Origin of the sequence: Paenibacillus terreus (assembly GCF_042138595.1) — a bacterium.
Lineage (GTDB): Bacteria > Bacillota > Bacilli > Paenibacillales > Paenibacillaceae > Paenibacillus > Paenibacillus terreus.
The window spans coordinates 415,579-431,428 of the sequence record NZ_JBHIRX010000002.1; the positions used below are offsets into that span (position 1 = coordinate 415,579).

Genomic DNA, 15,850 nt, shown 5'->3' on the forward strand with positions numbered 1-15,850 from the left:
TGAAATAATGATGAGGAACTCCATCCAAAACCCGATAAAACAAAAGATGACAAATAGAATAACCAAAACAAGATATGAAAGCAATTTTGGCAGTGATGACCCCATCAATTTACGATGAATCCAGATCAGAAGCAATACGATGGTTGGGATAACTCCCCTTATCCAAAAACTCTTCTATATTTACAAGCATAATAGAAAATTATTCCTTCGTCATTCTCTCTATGTCACATCAGGCGTGGTCTTATTCGTTATATGAGACGAAAGGAAGTGAACAGCTTGGATGATGCGAATTTACGGCAGATCATTACAGACGTGTTGGGGGGAGATACGGAAAAATTCAGAGAGATTGTAAAGAGCTATCAAAGGCAGATTTTCCTCTACTGCTACCATATGCTCGGTCATTTGGAGGAAGCTGAAGACAGCGGACAGGAAGTATTTCTGAAGGCCTACCGCAATTTGAAAAAATACAGTCCGGAAAATTCATTCAGTGCCTGGCTGTACAGGATGGCTTACAATCACTGTATCGACGTGATCCGCAGACGAAAGCTGTCCAGGTACCTGCCCTTTTTTTACCGGGATGAAAAGCAGAACAGGCCTGTAGAGCAGCAAATCGAGGCTAATTATTTTGATGAGTATGTACATAAAGCTTTGTCATCACTAACTGCGGAAGAACGGAATTTGTTAATTTTGCGCTGTGTTGAGGACCACAGCTATCAGGAGATTGGCCAAATCCTGCAGCAAAATCCTGCCAGTCTCCGCAAAAAGTACATGCGCACGGCCGCAAAATTCCGAAAGTTTTATAACGAGGCGAAAGAGGAGGGAGCTTGCGATGTTGGACAAGGAACAGGAATTAAAAAGCGTTTTTCGTGATCCCCGGATTCCGGAGACGGACTTTTCGGGAAAGGTCATGGAGAAGCTGCACACCGGACAGCGGCCCAAGAGATTCTCATTAAAGTACAAAGCCGGGCTGCTGATTATGGCAAGTATGCTGCTTACGGTATCTACAGCTTTTGGCGCGGTGAAATATTTTTCGTTGAAAAACCGGCAGGGCGAGGTTTTATATGAGGTGAAGCCGCTGAAAGAAGCTCCGAATAAGAAGGTGACGGAAGAAGAGAGAAAACGGGCAATCCGAAGCAGAGAGCTGGGAGATGAGCTGTTGAAGGCGGGCATGGCAGCCCTCATTTATGTTGTGCCCAATAATCCGAATCATGAGCTTGATACCAGATTCAAGCCAATAAACTTTAACAATCTGTCCGCTTTACGGGCCAAAATGGCAAAATACCCTGTCAAGATTCCTGATTCCATCCTGGGAAAATATCAATTTAAAGCTGCTTCGGTCTATTTCGATCCTGTCACGGAAGTGAATCCTCCATCTCCGGAGGAAAAAGCGGCGATTGTCAAAAAACTGCAGCAGCAGGCCAAGCTTTCGGGCAAGGATTACGCCATGATGCCGATAGAGCTGTCCGACAAGCTTATTAGTATTAGTGTTGTATACAAGAATGGGAAAGATGAGGTCATGACCAGGATTGGGAATATTGGTGCAGGCAATCAGCTTACGGGGTACATTGATGAAAAGATTCATTTTGATCAAGAGAAGCTTGTGATTAATGGAGCGGAAACGATGTATACCACCGTGAGTGGGAACCCGTCGACGATTGAATGGGTTGTCGAGGCTCCTGAAAACGGTCTTAGATATGCGTATATGATCCATTCCAATAAAGGGAATTTGACCAAGGAACAATTGATAGAAATCGCCAGATCCTATTTGAAATAATTCGATATCAGTTAACAGAAACAAAACCTCTCCTTAATATCGGGCTTACACTAAAAAAGTACGATGTTCCCTATGCTGTGGCATTTATTCCTGTTCAGGGGAAATCAGGATGTTGTGGACAACGCAATAGGGAGGAAGCTGGTAAAGTGAGAAGGTATATAAGTCAAATCAATGCTCTTGTTGTACTTCTGTTATTACTATCAATGCTTCAGCCGGGGCTTTACGCGAGGGCGGCATTTGATGTGCCGCCGGTATCCGGCTATGGCCAAATGATCGATTCGAGGCAGACGGAACTTGCGCCTGATGCAAATTACATCTGGATGGATGTGCAGGATACGCGCGGCCGCCAGAAGATTCATGCGGTGCAGTTCAATCCGGCGAGTGACCATCTTGAACTGCGTGCAGGCACGAAAAACGGAAAGGTGTACGGGATGGAGCCGCTTACGGAAATGGCTGCTTATGCGGACAAGCCCGGAAACCGGGTCATTGCGGGCATTAACGGCGATTTCTATGAAATTTCCGGTTATGCTACGGGCGTGCCAAACGGGCTGTTCATGTATGAAGGCGTCATTCTGAACAGCGGGACTTCATCGTATGCGTTCGGGCTGACAGCCGACGGACGTTCGCTGTACGGAAAGCCGGTTTTGCAGAAGAGCATAACCATCGGCGGGCAGACGTCCAATCTGACGAGCATTAACCGCCTCCGCGGCGAGAATCAGCTTGTGCTGTTCACTCCTGATTATTCCGCCTCCACGAAGTCGTCCAGCGAAGGCGACGAATTTGTACTGGATGTGCTGGAGGGGGAAGTGAAGAGCGGGCAGACGATGAGGCTGAAGGTGGCCGAAGTGCGGCGGAATCAGGGAGACACCCCGCTGCGGGAGGGCCAGGTGGTCCTGTCGGCATCCGGTGATAAGCGTACACTTACCCAAGGACTCAAGGCAGGTGATGAGTTCACTGCCAGCTTTGCTCTGGAAGGCGAGTGGAGTGAAGCGGAGCTGGCCATCGGCGGGCAAGGGCCACTCGTAAAAGATGGGGTTGTACAGACCGGAGTGGGACCGTCCGGCGTGCATCCGCGGACAGCGATCGGAACGAAGGCGGACGGCAGCATCGTTCTGTTCGAGGTGGACGGACGGGCTCCAGGCTTCAGCGAGGGCATGGAGACGGCTGAACTGGCCTCCATCATGCAGGAAATGGGCGTAGTGAACGCCATAAATCTGGACGGAGGCGGCTCGTCCACACTGGTGGCCCGCATGCCGGGAACAGAAGGCGTTCAGATGATGAATCAGGGCTCGGACGGTTATGAGCGCAAAATCGGCAACGGATTGCTGCTTGTCAATACCGCTCCGGAGGAGACTGCCGCCTCCAGGCTGGCAGTTGAGCCGGGAGCGGAACGGATTTTGCAGGGAGCTTCATTCACCTTCAAGGCGGCAGGCATCGATGCTAATGGTCATCCGGCTCCTTATCAGGGGGAGTTGAGCTGGGAGGTGGACCCCGCGCTTGGCACCATTGACAGCAGCGGGGTGTTCACAGCCGGGCAGACAGCCGGAACAGGCACAGTACGGGCATCTGCCGGAAATGCGGCGGGAACCGCGCAGATTGAGGTCGTGGACAAGCTGACGGCGCTGGAATTCCCGGACCAGGTCATGACTTATTCGAACGGTGAGAAGGCGGTCCTTTCCGTAAAGGCGCTGCGCAACGGACAGACCATCCAGGCGGGTAATGAGAGCTTTGCATGGCGTGTGGAGGGCGACATCGGCACCGTTGACGAGCATGGCGTGTTCACGGCCACCGATCAGAACGGGGCCAAGGGCAAAATCTATGTCACTTATGGAAATGTCGAGGCTTCCTTTGAGGTGAATGTGGGCCTTCCGCCGGTTATGCTGGAGGATTTCGAGGATGGCATTGGCAGCTACAAAGCAAGCAGCACACTGGCGAACAATGTGTCCATCTCGGAGGTGACCGATCCCGATTATGTGCGTAGCGGAAGCCGGGCGGTGAAGCTGGAATACGATTTTACAGGCACGACGGGAACGTCGGGAGCCTACCTGACGGCTACCTCAACCGATAGCCGGATCCAGATCCCGGGTTATCCGGAGAAAATCAGCATGTGGGTCTATGGCGACGGGCAGAAGCACTGGCTGCGCGGCCAGCTTCGGGACGGCGCCAACGCCGCTGTCCCGGTCAACTTCACCGAGCAGAACATCGGTGTCGACTGGACAGGCTGGAAGTATGTAGAGGTCGAGGTGCCCAAGGGCAAGTCAACACCGCTGACCATGGATATGCCTGTCAGATACATGGAGACGAAGAATACGAATAAAACGGCCGGTGCGATTTACATCGACGATATCCGGGCGATCTACGGTCCTCTCGAGGAGGACAGAACTCCGCCTATTTTCAAGGATATGGTTCCGGCACCGAATGAAATGGTGAAAACGGGCACGCCAACCATTTCAGTGACAGCCGAAGATGACGGTTATGACCCGGTGCAGCATCCGGGGACGACCTTGATCGATCCGGATACGATTCGTGTCTATATTGACGGGCAGCAGGTGGAATACGGGTTTTATCCGCCAAAAGGACAGATTTCCTACAAGCCGAAAACTCCTTTAACCGAAGGGCGGCATAAAGTCAAGGTGGCGGTGCGCGATCTGAGCGGCAATCAGACGATACAAGAGTGGTATTTTACCGTTAACCTCGGTTCGCCGTTCTATGTGTACGACACACCGGATACGTTGTATGCCGGCCAAACGTATACATTGGACATTTCTGCCGAGAAGGCTGCCGAGCTGAAGGAAGGGCATGTGGCTTTCCGGTTTGATCCTGCGGCTGTATCAGAACTGGAGGTTGTGCGGGGAAGCAAGGTAAGCGAAGCCCAGCTTGTTCCGAAGATTGAAGGGGGAACGGTTACGCTGGAGCTGCACGGCCTAAATGAAGCGGGTCTTGCGGACGACGAGCTGATCGGGCAAATCCGCTATAAGGTAAAAAGCGATTATATCGGTCCGCATACGCTGGAGGAAGCGGTGCAGCCATTGTCCAAGCCGCTGACTATCGCTTTTGCGTCCGGCTCGGTGACTTCCACCAAGGGAGCAGGCCAGCCGATTTCCTTCACAGGTGCAGATGTGGAAGCTGTCGTCCGCACAAAGCTTGGCCTGAACTGGAATCCGTATGAAATTGCCCAGGGTTATGAGGCTTCCTTCACTATAACGGGCGAGAACGGGCCGGCGGCCGAGGGAGCGAAGCTGCTGCTTGATGGTGTGGAAGTGCCGGGCGCAGCCGCAGATGCTGCGGGAGTCCTGCGAACAGACCTGGCGACTCGCAGCAGCGGAACCTTCACCCTTCAAGCGGTGAAGGGGGACGAATACAGCGCTGTGATGATCTTCAAGGTGGCCGAGTATGCGGGCACGGCCGATCCGCGCAGCATTAACGTAACGATGGGTGCGGATGCCGCACGCGAGCGGCATTTCACATGGCACACCGATCCGATGACGACCGTTACGGTGGTCGAGCTGGTGAAGCGCTCGGAATTCACGGATTTTGCGGCAGACAATGTTACCCGCGTGAACGGAAGCAACTCGCTGTATAACACGAACAATGACGGAACGATCCGTGTACACAAGGCGGAGGCGAAAGGGCTGGAGCCTGACACCGAGTATGTATACCGTGTGGGCGACGGCGGCTCTCATATGAGTACACAGGGTGCATTCCGCACCAGCGGAATTGCCGGAGATACGACGAAATTCCTGTTTATCGGCGACTCGCAGGCAGGGGATCAGGCCGGATTCGGGCTGTGGGGGCAGACGCTGGACAAGGCTTTTGAGGACATGCCGGATGCGGACATGCTGGTGCATGCCGGGGATATGGTTGATAAAGGCTTTGAACAAGAACAGTGGGATTGGTGGTTTGACGCTGCGCAGGATGAGCTGATGAACACGACGCTTGTTCCGCTTGTCGGCAACCATGAGGTTATGGGCAGCAACGGAAACGGTGATTACCTGGCCCAGTTCCATAATCCGCAGAACGGACCGGACGGTACGCGCGGCTCCAGCTTTTCCTTTGATATCAATGACACACATTTTGTCGTGCTGAATACAGAAGGATCTGTCGCAAGCTATGAAGAGCAGGCCAGATGGCTGGATGAGGACCTGTCGAACACGGACCGCAAGTGGAAGGTGCTGTTCTTCCATCAGGGACCGTATGGCAGTATCTATGCCAATGAACGGGCACAGCAGGTGTGGGTGCCGGTGTTCGACAAGCATCATGTAGACCTGGTGATGAATGGACATGATCATATTTACATGCGCAGCTATCCGATGGAAAACGGCGGCATCGTGCCGGAAGGGCAAGGAACGCGATACGTCATCGGCGGCTCCTCGGGGCCGAAGTTCTATGCGTTGACGGAGCGGTTCTGGCAGGAGAAGATTTACGATGAGGATGAGCAGATTTTTACCGGGGTGGAAATTACGGATGAAGCCATCACAGTAACAGCCAAAACGCTGGATGGCACGGAAATCGACCGTTTCACCATTGGCGGCGCGCGTCCCGAGTCGCTTCAGGTGCTGCCGGAAACGGCGGAGCTTGCCCCTGGGGAAACTCTCGCATTGAAAGCAGTGGTCCAACCGGATAACGCATCTATCAAAAAAATCATATGGTCAGTGGATCAATCCGGACCGGACAGCGCGGTAACGGTTGACGAGCAGGGAGTGGTAACGGCTGTGAAAACCGGTACTGCGACGGTAACGGCGGCGGTGTACGGCTACCCTGAAATTTCGGCCAAAAGCACCATAACGGTTGCCGGTTCGCTGACCGGAATTGAGGTCAAGGGCAAGCAGCAGCTTGTACCGGGCGGAACGGACCGCGTCATTGTGGAGGCAGTGTATCCTTCCGGCGGCCGCAAGACATTGACCGAAGGAGTAACGTATGCCAGCAGTGACGAAGATGTCGCGACGATTGATCAGGAAGGAACCGTTACGGCGAAGGCTGAAGGCACAACGGTCATTTCCGCAACGTATCAAGGATTGACAGACTCATACAACCTGCGGGTGGTGCGTGCAGCGGACGGTATAAGCGGTATAGAAATTCATGGGCCTGCAGAGCTTGAAACAGGAGAACGCGGCAAAGCAGTTGCAGAGGCGGTATACGGGGATGGGTCTCGTTATCCGCTTGCAGTGGGAGTATATTTTGACTCCTCAAATGAATCGGTTGCCGAGATTGATGATACAGGAACGTTGAATGCTATAAGGGAAGGAACAACAGTAATCAGCGCGGTGTACGAATCCTGGTCGGCAGACTATCTGCTGACGGTGACAAGCGGGCCGTCCGAGCCAACACCGACACCGACACCATCACCTGATCGTGACAGGGATAAGGATCGGCCGTCCGGTGGGGCTGCAGGCGGAGCGGTTCCCGTGCCTGCACCAGGATCGACATCGACGCCGCCTTCTGCGAAGAGTGCTGTTGTGATTACACCGGAGCAGCTTGCTGCTCGCGGCAGTGACGGTGCGGCAGCCGTTGCCATCGGAGAAGATATGCGACAGGTGCTTCTCCCGGGTAATGCAGCAGACCTCCTGAAGGGGGCTCCGCTGCGCATCACGGCAGCGGACGTGCAGCTGGAAATTCCTGCAGCCGTTCTGAGTGAGCTTGCGGGACAGCTTCCGTCCGGTTCATCTGCAGCCGCATGGATTAATGTCTCGGCTGAGCCGGTTGCGAATGAGGAGCGTCTATTGGCTGACCTGAGCACTCGCTCCGGGGCGAGTGTGTCGGCTGCTGGCCCTGTGCGGAATTGGTCCATGAGCATCATGGATGCAGCAGGCAAAAGCTTCACGCCTGACACCTTCTCCGAGCCGCTTCGGGTATCGTTCACTGCGGATGCGGCGACAGACCGGGAGCTTACCGCAATCTACCGCATTGCGGAGGACGGATCGCTCGAGTATGTCGGTGGCATATGGGATGGAGGGCGGATTGCAGCAGAAATTCGCCAGCCCGGGATTTATGCCGCGCTGGAGTATGACAAGTCCTTTGCGGACCTGGCACTTGGACACTGGGCCGAGCGGGCGGTGAAGCGGCTGGCTGCCAGACAGCTGGTCGAGGGCGTCTCCGCTGACCGATTCGAGCCGGGCAGAGAAGTGACCAGAGCGGAATTTATCACCATGCTGGTGCGCGCGCTAGGTCTTGAAGGACAGCATGCCGAACCGGTATTCACTGATATTCAAGCAGGCAGCTGGTATGCGGAGGCGGTGAGCCTTGCAAGTCAGGCCGGGCTGGTTCAAGGAACGGGAGCAGCACGGTTCCAGCCGGAGCGCACCATTACCCGTCAGGAGATGGCGGCCATACTGGTGAGGGCTTATGAGTATTCAGCAGATAACTCAGCTGACAAAGTGCAGGGCAGCAGCTTCTCCGATCTGGAGACCGCTCCTACGTGGGCCCGTACGGCCGCCAGCCGCGCTGGCCAGCTAGGTCTTATACAGGGAAGGGGTCAAGGACAGTTCCAGCCTTTGGCAACAGGCACACGCGCCGAAAGTGCGCAGATCATTCTGAATTTGCTGGAGCGCCTGGAGAGGGACTGATAAAATTCAAAAACGTGCAATGCCGATCAATTTCCGCGGCATTGCACGTTTTTTTGTTTCAAAGGCTTAGGGCCCTGTGATCATTTGGAGTTGTACTGTAAATTATGCATGATTTGACGCCCTATCGGGGTCTGGGCAAGTCCGCCTCCGGCAGTTTCACGCAAGGTGGCAGTGTCGGTACCGTGCCCCCGGTATGTTGCAGCAAAGGAACCATACATCAAAATTTCAGCATGGGCCGGGCATTCGCCGAACAATAGTCTCGCTGCACGCCCTATGCGGGCCGCTCCGGCTGTATGCGAGCTTGAAGGCCCGATCATAGCCGGGCCGATAATGGAAAATACATCTTTAAATCTCAATGCGCTAAGCTCCTTGTTTTGGAGGATGTACATCTGCAGGAACAAGACAATCGTATTCCTCTTCTCCAAGCCTCTCTTTGAACTCACGCTGCGCTTCTTTTACAATTTCCGGGTTCAGGATGGACTCGATGGCTGTTGCCGCCATTGCTTTGGCTGCAAGCAGCATTCCCTTATGAGCATAGGTTGTTTTCCCCTGGGCAACCGTTTGCCAGGTGTGAAGCGGGGTGCCAAACGCCATCGTGGCTGTGCTGCATTGGGCCGTTGGCACATTCCAGCTGACATCGGCGACGTCGGTTGATCCGCCCAGAAACACCTCGCGTTCATCCGAATAGGGAGCTATAAAATTCGGCAGCGGGCGCTCAGTGAGCCGTGCTGCAAGCTCCGCGCCCACCAGTGTTTTGGCCTCCTGCTTGTTTTGCTCAGGCAGGCTCTCGAAAATGGCCTTGGCAAACGCGTACTCGTCCTCATCGTAGGCAGGCACGCCGAGCGCCACCAGGTTTTGATAAAGCACCTTCTCAAGCGTGCTGTTAGGGATCAGGTTGGCACAGGCTCCTTCATATTTATAATTCATCTCCGTTTCTGTCATAAGCGAAGCGCCTTGCGCAATCTTGATCAGACGCTCGAACAGGCTGTGAACCTCTGCTGATTTGGGCGCGCGTACGAGATAGGTAACCTCTGCCTCTGCCTGTACAACATTGGGAGCAAATCCGCCCGTATTTGTAATGGCATAATGGACTCTGGCCTGGTCCGGCATATGTTCACGCATATAGTTGGCCCCAATGTTCATCAGCTCCACAGCATCAAGTGCACTGCGTCCCAGATGAGGAGCGGCGGCGGCATGGGCACTAATGCCCTTGAAGGTGAAGGTGCCGTGAATTACAGCATTCGAGCTTCCGTGCATCACTGCGTTCATGGAATACGGATGCCATGAAAGGGCCGCATCCGCATCCTTGAAATAACCTTCTCGGGCGAGATAGGTTTTCCCGTAGCCGCTCTCTTCAGCGGGACAGCCATAGAAACGCACCGTTCCTTTGGTGTCAGGATGTGCTGAAAGGTAGTCCTTGACCGCCACGGCAGCGGCCAAAGCACCTACGCCAAGCAGGTTATGCCCGCATCCATGACCGTTGCCGCGCGGCTGAACCGGACTGAAGGTGCTGATCCCGGCTTCCTGACTCAGATCGGCCAGTGCATCATACTCTCCCAGCAGGGCAATGACCGGGCTGCCGGAACCATACGATGCAATGAACCCTGTTTCTAACCCTGCAACACCGCGCTGAATGGAGAAGCCCTCCGATTCCAGCACTTGAATCAGCAGCTCAGCCGATTGAAATTCATTGAAACGTGTCTCTGCGAAAGACCACACCTTATCACTAGCTGCTGTAAACAGATCGCGTTTTCTTTCAATTACATCAGATACATACTGTGTTACATCTTTGATTGAATTCATGAACAGCACCTCGACTTTTATAATTAATCTGGCGTTAAGGAGAAGCGGTTTGTGCTTCTGCCGAAATGCCGGCACCGGAGCGGCGGTTGAACATAAGGGAGACAGAGCAGATTACGGAAAACCCAATCAGCATGATAAAAGCTGTCGTATATGAACCGCCTGAAGCATCCACCAAGAATCCGATCAGCATGGGGGTCAGGAAACCGGCGAGCTGAGCTCCGGTGTTAATGAAGCCGTTAGCCGTAGCTACAACCGTTTCCGGCATGGTTTTAAGGGATTTGGAAATGATCAGCGTTGAAATAAAACCGGCCAAAACCGTAACGATGGTCTGATATGTGACGAACATGGCGATGCTGCCTGCTGTATTCATGAAATACAGGAACAAAGCAACCAATACTCCGAAAATCGAGCCGATGATCCGGTCCTTGCCTGCCGGGATCCGGTCCAGCGCATAACCGCTCAAAATCATGGTGAAGATGCTGACCACTGCAGGGATGGCAGCAAGCAATCCCATTTGGGTCAAATCCAGCCCGCGGACGTTTACCATATACGTGGGCATCCAGGATTGAAGTCCCCAATTGACGGCATAAATACTGAAGTAGCTGATGAATAAATTCCAGATCAAAGGCGTTTTTAGTACTGTTTTTAGGGAAGCTTTTTCTTTGCGGTCACCAACTGCCGACAGAACCGGTTGCCGGGCAGGCTCTTTTAAGAAAAAGAACATCAGAAAGGAAATGAGGATTCCCACAGCACCAATGATATAGAAGAGGCTGCGCCAGCCAATGGTTTCCAGGGCATGTCCTGAAACAATCGGTGTAATGACTCCCATAATCGCCGCGGAAGAGAGCATAATGGACATGGCACGGCTTCTTTGATTCATGGGGAAATTGATGGCGATGGCTTTAGAGCCGGATGGAAAGAAGCTTCCTTCACCGATCCCGAACAGAAACCGGACCAGAATAAGAGAGAGAAAAGACCAGGCAAAGCCGGTAAAGATCGTGAAAATGGACCAGGAGAATAATGAGAAGAGGATTACCTTGCGATAACCGAAACGGTCTGCCATGGCGCCGCCTGGAATCTGCATGATGGCATAGCCCAGAAAAAAGCTGCTGAGGATAATGCCTTGTGCAGATGCGCTCATGCCCAAATCCTGTGTGATTCCGACAATAGCATAGTTAATTACGAAGCGGTCCAGATTACCAAGGCACCAGCCGAGAAACAAGAGAGCGAGAATGATGTACTTGAAGTTTTTGCTCTGAGTGATTTTGGACATCGTGTTACCTTCTTTCTCATCCATTGTCATATCATTTTATTGATTATACTCAAATTACAGGATGAAGGGGTTTTATTACAATGTGTATATATGTATAATTAGAGCCATTATTATATGAAAACCTACATTGACATGGGGGCGGCGGAATTGAAAGGGATTGTGCACGGCATCCTGTATGAACGCTTGAGAGACTGTGATTACGAGGTGTGGATCAGCCGCAATTGGTCAGACTGGACCATAATCGAATCAAGAGGAAATGCAGGAGGAGAACCTCCTTTTTTTCATAAAATGCTGCCGCTTCAGCAGCCGGAATATGTTCTTGAATCCGCAGATTGTACGTTAGCTTTTCTTCCATACGATAATAATGTATGTATTGCGGTTCGAGTTTTTAAGAGCTGGAATTTCACGGTTGAGGAGCTGGTATCGCTTTCGTCGTGGTTTTCCCCGTACTACACCGAGGTTATTGCTAAAAAGCATCAGAGGGCCTTAAATGAAATGATGAACAGCATCCGTGACGTGACGCAGCTCCTGGATCTGAATGAGCTGTTGAGCCGCATTCTTGTGAGCGCGCTCTCCGTTATTCCGTATGAATGTATCGGCGTTTTATGGAGATATGATCCTGTCACAGACGCACTGACGGTCAAGGCCAGGGCAGGAGAGATGGGCGAAGGCATGATGAAAATGAAGCTGAAGCCGGGCGAGGGGATCATTGGCAAAACATTTTTGAGGGGAGAGCCAAGGCTCTATAAAAGCATGACGATGCTGGAAGAGGACTTTGGCAATATGACAGAGGAAAACAAGCATCATTTGTATACCGCGTACGATTTCGAAAATATCTGCTCAATTATCTCGGTTCCGATCCAAGTGGAGGGACAGCCTGAATGTGTGCTTATCGTATATCAAAAAGGTACGGTTCCACTATTTACGGACTCGGATGTCAGGCTGCTGCAAAGCTTCGCCGACCAGGTATCCATTGCCATAACCAACGCCAAGCTCTATGAGCATTTGAGCAAACAGAATGAGACTCTCATCAAACGTGATGAGATTCACTCTTCGCTCATGCAGTTGTCACTGCAGAACAGAGGCGTTGGCTCCATTGTGGGGGAACTGACACGAGTCGTCGGGGTGCCCATTGCCTTTGTGGATTTTATCGATAACGAGTGGTATCCCAAACATGGAAAAGAGGCTGCAGGCTGGAACAGCGAAGAGCTGCGCAAGCTGTACCGGTCACTGCGCCCGCCCAATTACTTGACACATATGGAAGGCGAAGGCAAACAGCCCCATCAGTATCTGTTCCCGATTGCATCGGCGAATGAGTGCTTGGGTTACCTTATCATACAGATGGAAGGGGAACTGGATGCGCTGCAGCTCGTTGCCCTGGAGCAGGGCAGTTCTATTTTGGCTCTGGAGCTGATGCGCAAGCAGTCTGTTGTCGAATTTTATTTCAAGAAAACACATCAATTTTTCAATGATCTCAGATTTAGCAAGGATACCGAAGATTATTGGGAAAAATCGGGGGAGATCGGCATCAGCGCTTCTACTTCCGTTGTGGTAGGACTTCTGGAATTTGCCGAACCCGCTAATTCAGCCAACCCTTCTACACTCAACACGTTGTCAGTTCAGCTTGTATCGTCTCTGAGAGAGCGGATGACCTCAGGAATCATGCCTATTGCTTTTGGCATCGAACGTCGGATTACATTGCTGTTCGTAGTGCCTGAAGCGTATAAACCCGGGGAATTGGAAAAGAAGCTCATGACCTTTTTGCAGGTATGGGGGCATAAGAATAGCGTCAGATTCTTTGGAGGGCTGGGATCCGTGCGTTCCGGAAGGGACGCGATCAACACAAGCTATCAGGAAGCGGACAAGGCTCTTGCTTATCAAAAAACGAGAGGTGAGCAAAACCTGATCCGTTATACGGACATCGGTGTTAACCGTTTGTTTATCCGTCAGCCGGCCGAGGATCTCAATGCTTTTATTGCCGAGGTGTTCGAGCCGCTGCGGCCTGCCAAAGGAAACGCCGGTGCCCTTGAGGAGACGCTTATCACTTATATGGCTTGCGGAGGGTCTGCAGCTCAAACCGCAGCAGCCCTTCATATTCATATCAACACCCTGTATCAACGGATTCATAAAATAGAGGAGATTCTGGGCATGTCTTTTAACAACCAGGAGCATCTGCTCCAATTGCAGCTTGCTTGCTACCTTCGTCAGACCCTGCCAAAGGCACATCCGCAGTAGAATACGCATGAGCTGGCGCCGATTTGGATGAGCGTCAGCTTTTCAGATTACCGCAATGCTTAGGTTACGTACGGGAGTTCACATAAATCTTGTACATAGACAGTTCGTCATTCATTGATCTGGCAATTCGGAAGGCCTCTTCCAGACTCCTGTGATTTTGGATCATTTCATAAAATAACCTTATAACAAACATCAGTTCATCATTGCCATCCGGATAATCATCCGGCCCAATGTAAACCCGGCAGCCGCAGTCGATAAAGGCCCGGGCCAATTTGGGATCACCCAAAGTGCATCCATTCCCGATGACCGCTTTTCCGTCCAGCTTTGTATAGCGCAGTATCTCCTCTGATCCAAAGTCACCCTGCGGCTCCCCCTCTTCGTATACGTCAATGTCCAATTCCGGCATGACAAATTTGCCTTCGCAACCATGAAAATTGAAAACGATCACTTCCGTGTCGTTATACAGATCTTCACCGGACAAAAGGGGGATGAAATCGTTCGGCCTGCCAATCCAATAAGTGATAACTCGTGCACCAAAATACTCAAGCGCGGCACGCATGGCCTGTGTTTCCAGATCGCAATCCGGCCCGCATACCAGAGCGACGCTCATAACTGGTTTGCTCATTCCTAACCTCCATAATTATGTAATTTCATAGCACGGTTCATGTTCTATTTGAGTTGTCCAATGGACAAGCTTACTTTATAATTTCCATACTTCAGAAGCCTGTCGAGGAAATCATTCAGCTCCGGCGGTGATCCGACGCGTACCCGCAGCCAATAACAGCCTTCGCCGCTTACACGGTGTATCTCAGCCACCTGCTCGCTTTGTGCAGCGAATGCCCGAAAGGATGAGTGGGCCGTGTTGGAGGTCAGGAAAACAGTTACAAAGGCGTGCACCGACTGGCCGATTTTGTCCGGATTCCAGCGCAGGGTCGTTCCTTCAATCACACCAAGATCCTGCATTTTCCGTACGCGGGCTCCCACTGCCTGCCCGGTCAGGTGCACGAGCTGGCCGATGGCTTTGTAGGATTGGGAGGCGTCCTCCAGCAAGTGCTTCAGAATCCGCAAATCGACTTCATCGATCGTTTGATTGCTTAACATCGTAATTTCCTTTCAGCGTGAAAGTAGAAAGCGGTTTTTCCATTCACGGTGATGATTACCTTCTCGTTTATTTAGTTTACGATTAAAGAAGCTTCAGAGATTCAGCAAAGCTAAAGTAATTCTAATCATAAGAAAAACTTCCCGCCAAACGCGCTCTAACTTCTTGAGAGTACGCCGGAAGGCATTTTCTTAATTTTAGCAGAATCATGATCTGAAAGATAAGGGGTGCAGAATAATGAAGCTTCAATTAATACGCCATGCCACGCTGTGGCTGGAATATGCGGGAACACAGTTCCTGGTTGACCCGATGTTCAGTGACGCCGGGGCGAACCCGCCGGTCATCAATACGCCGAACGACCGCCGCAATCCGCTCGTGCAACTTCCTTTTACCGTGGATGGTCTGATTAATCCGGACATCGTACTTGTAACACACTTGCATCCGGATCATTGGGATGAAGCAGCGATAGCAGTGCTGCCAAAATCAACACCGATTCTATGTCAGCCGGAGGATAAAGCGTCCATCACATCTGCCGGTTTCAGCTTTGTATCTGAGATAAGTGAGCACATCACCTTCAAAGGCGTGACGATTTTCCGAACCGGCGGGCAGCACGGCACAGGGGGGATCGGGAAGCGAATGGGTCCCGTATCCGGCTTTGTTCTCAAAGCGGAAGGTGAGCCGACGCTGTATATTGCCGGGGATACCATTTGGTGTGACGATGTGCAGAACGCATTGGATGCCAATCAGCCGGATATAACGGTGGTTAATGCCGGAGGAGCACGGTTTAATGCGGGTGATCCGATTACGATGGATGAGAGGGATGTGGTGCATCTTTGCCAGTATGCGCCATATACCAAGGTGGTGGCCGTACACATGGATGCGATCAACCACTGTCTTGCCACAAGAGCGGATTTGCGCGGCAGGCTGAAGCAGGAGGGGTTGCTTGAAAGGGTTATCATCCCGGACGATGGGGAATGGGTATAATACGTAAAAATTGCCCGGTTTGATCACGGAAAATGAAATAAAATTAAAAAAACGTGCAAAGCATGAATCATTGAGGCTTTGCACGTTTTCAGAAAAAGTGGAATGGTACGAAATGAACC

General features: G+C 52.0%; 9 protein-coding genes and 1 pseudogene. 5 read left to right on the forward strand and 5 right to left on the reverse strand.

Annotation, left to right across the window (positions count from 1 at the left end; all coding sequences use genetic code 11):
* Positions 1-267 precede the first annotated feature (267 nt).
* The 3 genes from ACE5KN_RS06145 (at position 268) to ACE5KN_RS06155 (ending at position 8,337) form a co-directional block, all read left to right on the forward strand.
* Positions 268-870, forward strand: coding sequence for an RNA polymerase sigma factor (locus ACE5KN_RS06145; protein WP_375524479.1), 603 nt, complete (start codon positions 268-270; stop codon positions 868-870).
* Positions 830-1,774 (forward strand): hypothetical protein, encoded by a 945-nt coding sequence (locus ACE5KN_RS06150; RefSeq protein WP_375524480.1) that lies wholly within the window; start codon positions 830-832, stop codon positions 1,772-1,774. The genes ACE5KN_RS06145 and ACE5KN_RS06150 overlap by 41 nt, the downstream gene beginning before the upstream one ends.
* A 146-nt stretch (positions 1,775-1,920) precedes the next feature.
* Positions 1,921-8,337 (forward strand): phosphodiester glycosidase family protein, encoded by a 6,417-nt coding sequence (locus ACE5KN_RS06155; RefSeq protein ID WP_375524481.1) that lies wholly within the window; start codon positions 1,921-1,923, stop codon positions 8,335-8,337.
* Between the two features lie 161 nt (positions 8,338-8,498).
* Here the strand turns inward: ACE5KN_RS06155 and ACE5KN_RS06160 are convergent.
* The 3 genes and pseudogenes from ACE5KN_RS06160 to ACE5KN_RS06170 form a co-directional block, all read right to left on the reverse strand.
* Positions 8,499-8,693: pseudogene (locus ACE5KN_RS06160) on the reverse strand (serine dehydratase beta chain); the annotation flags it as partial.
* Positions 8,694-8,697: 4 nt separating this feature from the next.
* Complete coding sequence (locus ACE5KN_RS06165; RefSeq protein WP_375524482.1) at positions 8,698-10,140, reverse strand: M20 family metallopeptidase; 1,443 nt, start codon at positions 10,138-10,140, stop codon at positions 8,698-8,700.
* 34 nt (positions 10,141-10,174) lie between these two features.
* Positions 10,175-11,413, reverse strand: coding sequence for an MFS transporter (locus ACE5KN_RS06170; protein ID WP_375524483.1), 1,239 nt, complete (start codon positions 11,411-11,413; stop codon positions 10,175-10,177).
* A gap of 114 nt (positions 11,414-11,527) precedes the next feature.
* On the opposite strand from ACE5KN_RS06170, the gene ACE5KN_RS06175 reads away from it, so the two are divergent.
* Entirely contained in the window at positions 11,528-13,648 is a 2,121-nt protein-coding gene (locus ACE5KN_RS06175) for a helix-turn-helix domain-containing protein (RefSeq protein ID WP_375524484.1), read from the forward strand.
* Between the two features lie 64 nt (positions 13,649-13,712).
* Here ACE5KN_RS06175 and ACE5KN_RS06180 read toward each other — a convergent pair whose 3' ends face one another.
* Both ACE5KN_RS06180 and ACE5KN_RS06185 read right to left on the reverse strand, forming a co-directional pair.
* Positions 13,713-14,273, reverse strand: coding sequence for a delta-aminolevulinic acid dehydratase (locus tag ACE5KN_RS06180; RefSeq protein ID WP_375524485.1), 561 nt, complete (start codon positions 14,271-14,273; stop codon positions 13,713-13,715).
* A gap of 44 nt (positions 14,274-14,317) precedes the next feature.
* The gene (locus ACE5KN_RS06185; RefSeq protein ID WP_375524486.1) at positions 14,318-14,749 is read right to left on the reverse strand and encodes an Lrp/AsnC family transcriptional regulator; all 432 of its coding nucleotides are present in this window, start codon (positions 14,747-14,749) and stop codon (positions 14,318-14,320) included.
* A gap of 235 nt (positions 14,750-14,984) precedes the next feature.
* On the opposite strand from ACE5KN_RS06185, the gene ACE5KN_RS06190 reads away from it, so the two are divergent.
* Positions 14,985-15,731, forward strand: a complete 747-nt coding sequence (locus ACE5KN_RS06190; protein ID WP_375524487.1) for an MBL fold metallo-hydrolase — start codon at positions 14,985-14,987, stop codon at positions 15,729-15,731.
* The last annotated feature ends 119 nt before the right edge of the window (positions 15,732-15,850 follow it).

Coding starts and splice junctions, on each gene's coding strand:
- ACE5KN_RS06165 (WP_375524482.1), bottom strand. CDS start 10,140: ATGAATTCAATCAAAGATGTAACACAGTATGTATCTGATGTAATTGAA.
- ACE5KN_RS06185 (WP_375524486.1), bottom strand. CDS start 14,749: ATGTTAAGCAATCAAACGATCGATGAAGTCGATTTGCGGATTCTGAAG.
- ACE5KN_RS06190 (WP_375524487.1), top strand. CDS start 14,985: ATGAAGCTTCAATTAATACGCCATGCCACGCTGTGGCTGGAATATGCG.
- ACE5KN_RS06150 (WP_375524480.1), top strand. CDS start 830: ATGTTGGACAAGGAACAGGAATTAAAAAGCGTTTTTCGTGATCCCCGG.
- ACE5KN_RS06170 (WP_375524483.1), bottom strand. CDS start 11,413: ATGTCCAAAATCACTCAGAGCAAAAACTTCAAGTACATCATTCTCGCT.
- ACE5KN_RS06180 (WP_375524485.1), bottom strand. CDS start 14,273: ATGAGCAAACCAGTTATGAGCGTCGCTCTGGTATGCGGGCCGGATTGC.
- ACE5KN_RS06175 (WP_375524484.1), top strand. CDS start 11,528: ATGAAAACCTACATTGACATGGGGGCGGCGGAATTGAAAGGGATTGTG.